The organism is Actinomadura napierensis, from assembly GCF_039529375.1.
Classification (GTDB): domain Bacteria; phylum Actinomycetota; class Actinomycetes; order Streptosporangiales; family Streptosporangiaceae; genus Spirillospora; species Spirillospora napierensis.
Genome location: NZ_BAAAMR010000190.1, coordinates 1 through 10,838, shown reverse-complemented (window position 1 = coordinate 10,838; position 10,838 = coordinate 1). Strand labels below are relative to the sequence as shown.

The window sequence follows — 10,838 nt, the reverse complement described above, 5'->3', positions numbered from 1 at the left end:
GGGCGGCCGGGGCGCCGCGCCGGGGCCTGGCCGCGCGGCTGGTCGGCCGGGCCGGCGGCACCGTCGCCCAGGTGCTGCTGGTGCTGGTCGCGCTGTTCTGGCTGGTGCCGACGTTCGGCCTTTTCGTGGAGTCGCTGCGCTCCACCGAGGACAACAACGCCGGCGGCTGGTGGAAGGTGTTCTCCCACCCGGCCCAGATCACGGCCAGCGCCTACAGTTCGCTGCTGGACAAGCCCGACTTCGTCGACTCGTTCTGGAACACGGTGCTGATCACGGTGCCGGCGACGGTGCTGGTGGTCGCGATCGCGTCGCTGGCGGCGTACGCGTTCGCGTGGCTGGAGTTCCCCGGCCGCGACTGGCTGTTCCTGATCGTCGTCGCGCTGCTGGTGGTGCCGGTCCAGGTCGCGCTGCTGCCGGTCGCGAAGCTGTACGGCAACATCGACGTCGGCGGGTTCAAGATGTACGGGTCGATCACCGGCGTGGTGCTGTTCCACGTCGCGTTCGGGCTGCCGTTCGCGATCTTCCTGCTGCGCAACTTCTTCGCCGCGATCCCCCGGGACCTGCTGGAGGCGGCGCGGATGGACGGCGGCTCGGAGTGGACGATCTTCCGGCGGGTGATCTTCCCGCTGGGCGGGCCGGCGATCGCCTCGCTCGGCATCTTCCAGTTCCTGTGGGTGTGGAACGACCTGCTGGTCGCCCTGGTGTTCGCCAACACCGGCGCGCAGCCGATGACCAAGTGGCTGCAGTCGCAGATGCGGCAGTTCACCGGCAACATCGACATCCTCGCGCCCGGCGCGTTCCTGTCGCTGGTCGTCCCGCTGGTGGTGTTCTTCGCCTTCCAGCGCTACTTCGTCCAGGGAGTGCTCGCCGGCTCGGTGAAGTGACCGGCGCCTGCCGGAGACGGAGCGAGAAGAGGCCCGTGCGGGGACGCCCCGCCCGGGCCTCTTCTCGTCCTCCGGAAGTGCCGCGTCAGCCGGCGGCCTTCTTCAGCTCGGGCGCGGCGGCGGCCGCGGCGCCCGGGTGGCCGATGGCCAGGCCGCTGTCCGGGTCGAAGAAGTGCAGCCGCTTGGTGTCGACGGCCAGGTCGATCTCCTGCCCGGGCCGCACGTGCGAGCGGGAGTTGACGCGGGCGGTCCACAGCGCCTTGTTGTCCACCAGCGGGATCGCCATGTCGGCGTCGCCCTCGGCGGCGTCCTCGGCGAGGTCGGCGGTGTCCTTGTGCTCGACGGGCGGCGCGTCGATCGTGAAGATGACGTTGATCTCGCTGCCCAGCTCCTCGGTGACGGTGCTCTTCGCCGACATCGGCGCCCAGTCGGGGTTGGCGTGCGCCGCGTCCTCGAAGTCGGAGGGGCGGATGCCGAGGATCACCTCGCGGCCGATGTAGTCGCGCAGCGCCGGCCGGTCGTTGAGGAGCGAGTCCGGCACCGGCAGCGTGAACCCGGCGAAGGAGACCTGCGCGCCGCCGTCGCCGCGGCCGAACTGCGCCGTGACGAAGTTCATCGCGGGCGAGCCGATGAACCCGGCGACGAACATGTTGACCGGGTTGTCGAACAGCCGCTGCGGGGTGTCGACCTGCTGGAGCTTGCCCTCGCGCAGCACGCACACCCGCGAGCCGAGGGTCATCGCCTCGATCTGGTCGTGGGTGACGTAGACGGTGGTGACGCCGAGCCGCTCGTGCAGCTGGCTGAGCGAGGCCCGCATGGACACCCGCAGCTTGGCGTCCAGGTTGGACAGCGGCTCGTCCATCAGGAACGCCTGCGGCTCGCGGACGATCGCGCGGCCCATCGCGACCCGCTGGCGCTGGCCGCCCGAAAGCGCGGCGGGCTTGCGGGCCAGGAACTGCTCGAGCCCGAGCATCTTGGCGGCCTCGCGGACCTTCTGCTTGATCTCCGCCTTCGGCGTGCCGCGCAGCTTCAGGCCGAACGCCAGGTTCTGCTCCACCGTCATGTGCGGGTAGAGCGCGTAGTTCTGGAACACCATCGCGATGTCGCGGTCCTTGGGCGCCAGGTCGTTGACCACCTGGCCGCCGATGGAGATCTTGCCGCCGCTGATCTCCTCCAGGCCGGCGATCATCCGCAGCGCGGTCGACTTGCCGCAGCCGGACGGACCGACCAGCACCATGAACTCGCCGTCCTCGATCGTCAGGTCCAGGCCGTCCACCGCCTTGACCCCGCCCGAGTAGATCTTGTCCACCTGGTCCAGCTTGATCTCGGCCATCCCCGCTCCTTTTTGGAAACGTTTCCCGTCCACCCCTGCCCAGCAGGGCGTTCTCTCAATGGCTGGAGTAAACATCATGGAATCGTTTCCACGGGAGAGTTGATCACGATAAGCTCGGAAACCTCCGGACATGAGTGGGGTGGGCGCGGGTGGCGGACGGCCGGTCGGCGACGATCAAGGACGTGGCGGCCGCGGCCGGCGTCGGCATCGCCACCGTGTCGCGGGTGTTCTCCGGCGGCTCGGTCAGCGCGTCGACCCGAGAGCGGGTGCTGGCCGCGGCCGCCGAGCTGGACTACCGGCCGAGCGCCCTCGGCCGCGGCCTCAAGCTGCGCCGCAACGGTGGCATCGGCCTCGTCCTGCCCGGCGTCACCGACCCCTTCCACGCCGAGCTGCTCGCCGGCGTGCTGGCCAGCGCCCGCACGCTCGGCGGGCACGTGATCGTGGAGGCGTCCGACGGCGACCCCGCGCAGGAGGCCGAGATCGTCGACCGGCTCGTCGAGCAGCGGGTGGACGGGATCATCGCGCTGCCCGCCGGGGACGAGGCCGACTGGCGCGCCGCCGTCCGGGTGTGCTCCAGCGTGGTGTTCGCCGACCGGGTGCTGCCCGGCCTGCCGGAGATCCCCGCGGTGCTCGCCGACGACGCCGGCGGCGTCCGCTCGCTGGTGGAGTACCTCGCGGGGCTCGGGCACCGGCGGATCGCCTTCCTCGGCGGCGCCGCGCCCGGCGAGCGGCCCGGCGTGCGGGAGCGGGCGTTCCGCGACGCGCTGGCCCGGCACGGCGTCCCGGTGGAGGAGGACCTGGTCGTCGCGGCCCGGCCCGCGCGGGACGCCGCGTACGCCGCCGCGGCCGGGCTGCTGCAGCGCCGCGCCGACGTGACCGCCGCGCTGGCCGCCGGGCACCTGCTCGGCGAGGCGGCCGTACTGGTGGCCCGGGAGCTGGACCTGCGCGTCCCGGCCGACGTGTCGATCGCGATGGTCGACGACGTGGCGTGGGCGGAGCTGTGCGACCCGCCGCTGACGGCGGTGGCGCGGCCGGGCCGCGACATCGGCCACCGTGCCTGCGAGCTGCTGCTGCGCGACCGGGCGCGGCGGGGCCGCGGCGCGCCCGTCCTGCTGCCGACCGAGCTGGTGGTGCGCGGCAGCTGCGGCGCGCTGCGCGGGGCCCGGCGCTGACCGTCCCGGCGCCCGGCGGGCCGTCCCGATCCGCGGCGTCCGCGCGCGGACGGCGGAAAAGAGCTGATCTGTGATCTGTGCGGGGCCCGTCCACCGCCCGCGGCGCGCTAGATTTCCCGCGTGGAGGAGATCGATCGTCAGATCATGGCGCTGCTGGCCGACGACGGGCGGATGAGTTTCACCGACCTGGCCAAGCAGACGGGCCTGTCGGTGTCGGCGGTGCACCAGCGGGTGAGACGGCTGCAGAAGCGCGGCGTCATCCGCGGCTTCACCGCCCAGCTCGACAACCAGCAGATCGGGCTGCCGCTCACCGCGTTCGTGTCGATCAAGCCGATCGACCCGGCCGCGCCCGACGACGCGCCCGACCGGCTGACCCATCTGGAGGCGATCGAGGCGTGCCACTCGGTGGCGGGCGACGAGAGCTACATCCTGAAGGTGCGGGTCGCCTCCCCGAACGAGCTGGAGGACCTGCTGCAGAAGATCCGGGCGGCGGCGAACGTCGCCACCCGGACCACCGTCGTCCTCAGCACCCCGTGGGAGGGGCGCCGCCCGGCGCTGTGACGGCGCGCGCTCACGAACGCGGGGCGAAGGCCTCCAGCGCCTCGCGGGCCAGGTACATCGAGTCCCACGGGTCGGCGTCCGGGCCGGTCAGCTCCGGGTCGAAGTTCAGGTCGACGAACAGCTCGGTGACGCCCTGCTCCTCCAGCACGGCGAAGTCGCCCAGGACCTGCTCGTAGGTGCCGGTGAGCGGGCGCCGCTCCTCCTCCGGCGGCGCGGCCTCCTCGGTGCGCACCCGCACTGCGCCCCGGCAGACGAACCGCAGCGCCGCCGAGTCGCGGCCGGCCTTGTCCGCGGCGTCCCGGACGATCGCGATCGACCGGCCGATCGCGGCCAGGTCGGCGCGGCTGGAGCTGACCCAGCCGGCGGCCAGGCGCCCGGCGCGGTGCAGCGCGGCCTCCGAGGCGCCGCCGAGCAGGATCGGCGGCTCGGGCTCCTGCAGCGGCCGCGGGTCCATGGTGACGGGCGGGACGTCGTAGAACTCGCCGTGGAACTCGCTGACCTCGCCGGGCTCGCCGGTCCACATGGCGCGCAGCGCGGCGAGGAACTCCTCGGCGCGGGCGCCGCGCCGCCGCATCGAGGCGCCGACCGCGGCGAACTCCTCGGGCATCCAGCCGTTGCCGAGCCCGAGGTCCAGGCGACCGCCGGTGACGTGGTCGAGGGTGATCGCCTGCTTGGCGAGCATGGCGGGGGAGTAGAACGGCATGTTCAGCACGGCGACGCCCAGTCGCACCTGGCTGGTGTAGCCCGCGAGGTAGGCCAGCGTGACCAGCGGGTCGGGCACGTTGCGGTAGGTCTGGTCGGCCGAGCCGGCCGGGTTGACGACGCGCTGCAGCGTCCACAGCGAGTGGTAGCCGAGCTCCTCGGCGCGCTGCGCGATCAGCACCTGGTTGGCCGGGGTGGACCACGCCCCCGTCACCGGTACTGCGAACCCGATCTGCACGGCTCTCCTCCTCGTCGCCGGGCCGCACCTTACAACGTCAAGGGCGGGGGTCGGTGCGGCATGGTCAAAGCGCCGAATCTACCGGACTCGGGGGCGCCGGAACGCCTCCCGCAGCGCCGCGTGCGCGGCGGGCGGGGCCTTCAGGTGGTCCAGCCCGAGCAGCCCCGCGCCGAGCAGCGGCGGGTCGTCCGGGACGACCAGCCGGGCACGCGGCGCGAGCGCGGCGTAGCGCTCGGCGACCGCGTCCATCAGCGGCGCGCGGCGGGCGGCCAGCACGCCGCCGCCGAGCACGACGTCGGCGGGGGAGTCCAGCAGGCCGAGGCGGCGCAGCGCGACCGCGCCGAGGACGGCGACCTCCTCGGCGAGCCGCAGCACGACCTCGCGGGCCACCGCGTCGCCCGCCTCGGCGGCGTCGATCAGCACCGGGGCCAGCCCGGTGAGCCGGCCCTCGTCGAACTCGCCGAGGTGGACGCCGAGGCCGACGTCGATGGCACGGTCCACGCCGAAGTGGGCGGCGACGGCCCCGGTCAGCGCGGTGCGCGGGCCGCGGCCGTCCTCGCCGCGGATACCGTGCCACAGCGCGGCGCGGCCGAGCGCGCCGCCGCCGCCCCAGTCGCCGGTGTGCTCGCCGAGCGAGGGGAAGCGGGCGGTGCGCCCGTCGGGGGCGACGCCGGCGCAGTTGATGCCGGCCCCGCAGACGACCGCGACACCCCATCCCTCGGTGACCGCGCTGCGCAGCAGCGCGAACGTGTCGTTGCCGACCACGACGCTGGGCGCGGCGCCCCGGTCCAGCAGCAGCCGTTCCAGCCGTTCCTCCTCGCCCGGCAGGTCGACGTTGGCCATATAGGCGGCGAGGTGGACGACGTCGCCGGACGGGACGCCGGTCGCGGCGAGCTCGGCGTGGATGGCGGGGCCGGGGGCGTCCCGGGGGGCGGCGAGGCCGGCGGTCTGCGGGCGGAACCCGGCACCGCGCGCGGTCGCCAGCAGCTCCCCGTCCGTCCCGGCCACGGCCGCGTCGATCTTGCTGTTGCCGCCGTCGACGGCGACCAGCACCCCGCCCCGGCGGCGCGCCGGCGCCGCGGCCATCAGGCGGCCCACGGCAGGTGGGCGCGGTTGTCGGCGACGAGGTCGCGGACGAGCCGCTCGGCGGCGTCCAGCTGCCCGACGAGCGGGTGCGCGAGCAGCGCGTCCGCGACCCGGTCGACGCCGCCGCGCAGCGCCGCGTCCAGCGCCAGCTCCTCGTAGCCGGACACGTGCGCGACCAGGCCGGAGAACAGCGGGCCGAGGGGCGGGACGGGCAGCGGGACCGGCCCGGACGCGGTGATCTGCGCGGGCACCTCGATGACCGCCCGGTCATCCAGGAACGGAAGCGTGCCGTTGTTGCGGACGTTCACGACCTGGGCGTCGCCGCGTCCAGTGAGCAGGGACACGGCGAGCTGCACGGCGGCCTCGGAGTAGAAGGCGCCTCCGCGTTCGTCGAGGCGCGCGGGCTTGGTGTCCAGGGCCGGGTCGGCGTACAGGGCGAGCAGGTCGCGCTCCAGCGCGGCGACCTCCTCGGCCCGCGTGGGCGCGCCGCGCTGCTCGCGCACGACGCGGTCGTGCTCGTAGAAGTAGCGCAGGTAGTAGGACGGTACGGCGCCGAGCCGGCGGACGAACGGTGCGGGCAGCCCGGCCATCGCGGCCAGGTCCTCGGCGTGCTCGCCCAGCAGCTCGGGCAGGACCTCGCGCCCGTCCAGCTCGATCGAGCGCACCCAGGTCAGGTGGTTGAGGCCGGCGTGGCCGAGCGCGATCCGCTCGGGCGTCACATCCAGCAGCGCGGCGGCGCGGCGCTGCACGCCGATGGCGACGTTGCACAGGCCGACGGCGCGGTGCCCGGCGTCCAGCAACGCGCGGGTGACGATGCCGACCGGGTTGGTGAAGTCGATGATCCACGCGTCCGGGGCGCGGGCGGCGATCCGCTCGGCGATGTCGAGCACGACCGGGACGGTCCGCAGCGCCTTGGCGAGGCCGCCCGCCCCGGTGGTCTCCTGGCCGACGCAGCCGCACTCCAGCGGCAGCGTCTCGTCCACCTGCCGGGCCGCCTGCCCGCCGACGCGCAACTGGATCAGCACCACGGCGGCGCCGGCCACGGCCTCGTCGAGGTCGCCGGTCGTCACGACCTTCGCGGGATGGCCGGCGCGGGCCAGCATCCGCGCGGCGAGCCCGCCGACCAGCTCCAGCCGCCCGGCGTCGGGGTCGGCGAGGACCAGCTCCGACACCGGCAGCGCCGCCCGCTCGCGGGCGATCCCGTCGACCAGCTCCGGGGTGTAGGTGGACCCGCCCCCGACGACCGTCAGCTTCAACCCTTCACTCCCGTCAACGTCACACCCTGGATGAACACGCGCTGGGCCAGGAAGAACACCACCAGCACCGGCATGATGGTCAGCAGCGTCGCCGCCATCGTGAGATTCCATTCGACGTGGTGCGCGGCGCGGAACGTCGCCACGCCGATCGCGAGCGTCCAGTTCTCCGGCTTGGCGTACACCAGTGGCCCGTAGTAGTCGTTCCAGCAGTAGAAGAACTGGAACAGCGCGACGGCCGCGAGCGCGGGCTTGGCCATCGGCAGCACGACCCGCAGCATGGTGCGCAGCTCCCCGCAGCCGTCGACCCGCGCCGCGTCGGCGTACTCGCGCGGGATCGTCACCAGGAACTGGCGCAGCAGGAAGATGGAGAACGCGTCCCCGAACGCCTGCGGGATGATCAGCGGCCAGAGCGTCCCGGTGAGGTGGAAGCGCGACCACACGATGTACAGCGGCACCATGGTCACCTGCGGCGGCAGCATCATCGCCGAGATCACCACGACCAGCGCGAGGTTGCGGCCGCGGAACCGGAAGCGGGCCAGCGCGTAGGCGACCGGGACGCTGGACACCAGCATCAGCGCCGTCGAAAGCCCCGCGTACACGGTGCTGTTGACCGTCCACCGCACCATGTCGCCGCTGAAGGCCCGGCGGAAGTTCTCGAAGTGCCATTCCTTCGGCCACAGCGAGGTGCTGAGCGCCTGCGAGTCGCTCATCACCGCGGTGAGGAACATGAACACCAGCGGCGCGAGGAACATCAACGCCAGGACGATCGCGGCGGCGTGCGTGGCGATCCACATCAGGGTGCGCCGACCGCGCCCGCCGTACGCCAGGGCCATCCCCGTGCTGGAGGTCACTGTGCCTCCTCTCCGGCGAACGCGTGGAACTGGCGCAGGAGCAGCAGCGTGAACGCCATCGCGATGACGAACATCACCAGCGCGAGCACGCACGCGTATCCCATGTTGAACTGCCGGAACCCCTCGTCGTAGAGCCACTGCGGGAACGTCAGCGTGGACCCGCCGGGGTAGCCGGGGGCGAACTGGGTGCCGGGCGTGTCGGCCTGCCCGGCGGCGACCTTCCCCGCGACCATCGCCTGCGTGAAGTACTGGAGCGTCTCGATCACGCCGGTGACGGCGGCGAACGCCAGGACGGGCGAGACGGTCGGCAGCGTGATGTGCCGGAACCGCGCCCAGGCGCCGGCGCCGTCGATGGCGGCCGCCTCGTACAGCGAGCGCGGCACGTTCAGCAGCGCCGCGAGCAGGATGATCATGACGTCGCCGACCGCCCACAGCCCGAGCAGCGACAGGCCGGGCTTGGCCCACGCGGCGTCGTTGAAGAAGTCCGGCAGCGAGAACCCCAGGTGCCGGGCGATCACCGGGAACGGGCCGGTGCCGGGGTTCAGCACGAACACGAACGCGACGGTCGCCGACACCGGCGGGATCAGGTACGGGACGTAGAACACCGCGCGCAGCAGGTTCCCGCCCCGCCGGATCCGGGTGAGCAGCTGCGCGACGCCGAGGCCGAACAGCACCCGCAGCGGGACGAGCACCGCCACCAGCCACAGCGTGTTGCGCATCGCCGTCCAGGCGTCGCCGTCGTGCAGCAGGTACCGGTAGTTGTCCAGCCCGACGTACTTCAGCGTGAACAGGTTGTAGCGGGTGAAGGAGAAGTAGACGGTCGCGGCGAGCGGGTAGGCGAAGAACAGCCCGAACCCGGCCAGCCACGGCGACAGGAACGCCAGCACCCGCAGCCGCCGGCGGCGGCCGGCCCGGGACACCGCCCCGAGCCGGCCGCGCCGCAGCGGGAGGCGCAGCGAGCCGGAGGCCACGCCGTCAGCCCCCGGCCAGCTTCAGCGACGCGTCGACCTTCCCGTCGAGGCCCTTCAGCGCCGTGCCGAGATCGCTCACCTTGCCGGGCTCCCACTGGTCCTGGACGAACTGCTGGAACTTCACGACGTAGTCGTTGCCGTTCGGGGTGGGCGGGGTCGTCGCGCTCGCGGGGTTCTTGAAGACGTCGAAGAACGTCGTGAACTGCGGCGGCAGCCTCAGGCCGGGCGACGACAGCGAGGCGATCGTGGTCGGGACGTTCCCGAGCGCGTTGGCGAAGGTGACGAGCGCGCCGGTGTCGGTCGTCAGGTAGTGGATGAACTCCCACGCCGCCGCGCGGTGTTTCGCGCCGCGCGGGATGCCGATGACGGTGCCGGTGACGAAGCCGCTGCCGTAGCGGGCGTCCTGCCCGTCGGGGACGGGAGCGGGCGCGGTCCCGTAGTCGACCTTCGGCGCCTCCTCCTGCATGAACTTGGTGCGCCATTCGCCGTCGACGGCCATGGCGACCTTGCCCTTCTCGAAGGGGTTGGACGACTCGAATTCCTGGCCCATCGAGTGCAGGAACTTCTTGACGTTGTCGTAGCCGTACCAGTCGATGAGGCTCTTGTTCCATTGCAGGTAGGCCTTGACGGCGGGGTCGGCGGCGAAGTCGGCGTGCCCGTCGGGCGTCAGCCATTTCGCGCCGAACTGGGTGGCGAGGTGCTGCACCTGGTGCTCGTAGTACTGCGCGGACGGCATGAACCCGGCGACCTTGATGGTGCCATCGGGGTTGCGGACGGTGAGCTTCTTGGCGAGCGCGGTGAGTTCGGAGAACGTGCGCGGCGGCTGCTCGCCTTTCATCAGGCCCTTGTTGTAGTAGAGCCCGTAGGCGTCGGCGAGCAGCGGCATCGCGCACCGGCGGCCCTTGTACTCGGTGTACTGCTGCACCGGTTTGGGGAACTGGTTCAGGTCGAGCTTGGACGCGGCGATGTCGCCGGACAGGTCCTGCCACGCGCCGCTCTGGCACCACTGCCCGACGCTGTCGGTGGTGAACGACGACACGACGTCGGGCGGGTTGCCGCCGCGGATGGCGTTGGTGATGCGGTCGTCGGTCTGGTCCTTGACGAGTTTGACGGTGATGTTGGGGTGCAGCTTGTGGAAGCCCGCGACGGCGTCCTGGAACGCCTTCACCTCGTGCGGGGCGCTCCAGCCGTGCCAGACCTCGATGGTCTGCTTCTCCCCGGCCTTCGGTCCGCCGGACCGGCCGCCGCTTCCGCCGGCCGTGCAGGCCGTGAGGCCGAGCCCGGCGGCGGCCAGCGCCGCGGCGAGCCGGCGCGTTGTCGATGTGCGCACTCCGGTTCTCCTTCGGGGGAGGGGACGGCCGGTGCCGCCGTCCGCTGTGGGGGAGCGGGGGTGGATGGGTGCGTGTCGGGAACGGCGCGTGTCAGGAACGGGGCGTGTCGGGGACGGTGGTGGAGAACACCGCGTCGCGGGTGTCCTGGAGCGCCTGCTGCAGCGCGCCGGCCAGGACCGGGTTCCCCTCGACGGAGCTGAGCCGCACCTTCGGGCGCGGGATCGTCAGGCTGTGCAGGTGCTGCTCGACGCGGGCGCGCAGCGGCTCCCCGCCGGCGCGCAGGACCTCGCCGGTGAGCACGACCAGGGCCGGGTCGAGGACGGCGACGACGGTGGCGAGCGTGGCGCCGAGCCGGGTCGCCAGCTCGGTGAGGGCGCGTTCGGCGCGGGCGCCGGCGTCGGCGGCGGGGTGCGTCCCGGGGCGGGCGGCGCCGACCTCGTCGGCGGCGCGGGC

General features: G+C 73.0%; 11 protein-coding genes. 3 read left to right on the top strand and 8 right to left on the bottom strand.

The window, feature by feature from the left end; genetic code table 11:
• Nucleotides 1–884, top strand: an 884-nt coding sequence (locus tag ABD296_RS47530; RefSeq protein ID WP_344284475.1) for a carbohydrate ABC transporter permease, incomplete at its 5' end; no start/stop codon positions are given.
• A gap of 85 nt (nt 885–969) precedes the next feature.
• On the opposite strand, the gene ABD296_RS47525 is transcribed toward ABD296_RS47530, so the two are convergent.
• Nucleotides 970–2,217, bottom strand: a complete 1,248-nt coding sequence (locus ABD296_RS47525; RefSeq protein WP_344284472.1) for an ABC transporter ATP-binding protein — start codon at nt 2,215–2,217, stop codon at nt 970–972.
• A 149-nt stretch (nt 2,218–2,366) separates the two neighbouring features.
• Here ABD296_RS47525 and ABD296_RS47520 point away from each other — a divergent pair, with 149 nt between their 5' ends.
• Nucleotides 2,367–3,389, top strand: a complete 1,023-nt coding sequence (locus ABD296_RS47520) for a LacI family DNA-binding transcriptional regulator (protein ID WP_344284469.1) — start codon at nt 2,367–2,369, stop codon at nt 3,387–3,389.
• 120 nt (nt 3,390–3,509) lie between these two features.
• Nucleotides 3,510–3,950 carry an Lrp/AsnC family transcriptional regulator gene (locus ABD296_RS47515; protein WP_344284466.1) on the top strand — a complete coding sequence of 147 codons (441 nt, stop codon included), beginning with the start codon at nt 3,510–3,512 and terminating at the stop codon, nt 3,948–3,950.
• Between the two features lie 10 nt (nt 3,951–3,960).
• Here ABD296_RS47515 and ABD296_RS47510 read toward each other — a convergent pair whose 3' ends face one another.
• From ABD296_RS47510 to ABD296_RS47480, 7 genes are all read right to left on the bottom strand, one after another.
• Entirely contained in the window at nt 3,961–4,890 is a 930-nt protein-coding gene (locus tag ABD296_RS47510) for a TIGR03619 family F420-dependent LLM class oxidoreductase (protein ID WP_344284463.1), read from the bottom strand.
• Between the two features lie 78 nt (nt 4,891–4,968).
• Nucleotides 4,969–5,976 carry an N-acetylglucosamine kinase gene (locus tag ABD296_RS47505; RefSeq protein ID WP_344284460.1) on the bottom strand — a complete coding sequence of 336 codons (1,008 nt, stop codon included), beginning with the start codon at nt 5,974–5,976 and terminating at the stop codon, nt 4,969–4,971.
• The gene (locus ABD296_RS47500; protein WP_344284457.1) at nt 5,976–7,232 is read right to left on the bottom strand and encodes a 6-phospho-beta-glucosidase; all 1,257 of its coding nucleotides are present in this window, start codon (nt 7,230–7,232) and stop codon (nt 5,976–5,978) included. The genes ABD296_RS47505 and ABD296_RS47500 overlap by 1 nt, the downstream gene beginning before the upstream one ends.
• Entirely contained in the window at nt 7,229–8,083 is an 855-nt protein-coding gene (locus tag ABD296_RS47495) for a carbohydrate ABC transporter permease (RefSeq protein WP_344284454.1), read from the bottom strand. The genes ABD296_RS47500 and ABD296_RS47495 overlap by 4 nt, the downstream gene beginning before the upstream one ends.
• Nucleotides 8,080–9,054, bottom strand: coding sequence for a carbohydrate ABC transporter permease (locus ABD296_RS47490; RefSeq protein ID WP_344284451.1), 975 nt, complete (start codon nt 9,052–9,054; stop codon nt 8,080–8,082). Before ABD296_RS47490 ends, ABD296_RS47495 begins: the two co-directional genes overlap by 4 nt.
• 4 nt (nt 9,055–9,058) lie before the next feature.
• A complete protein-coding gene (locus ABD296_RS47485; protein WP_344284448.1) occupies nt 9,059–10,384 on the bottom strand; it encodes an ABC transporter substrate-binding protein in 1,326 nt (441 codons plus the stop codon).
• Between the two features lie 91 nt (nt 10,385–10,475).
• On the bottom strand, nt 10,476–10,838 hold a 363-nt coding region (locus ABD296_RS47480; protein ID WP_344284445.1), incomplete at its 5' end, for an ROK family protein.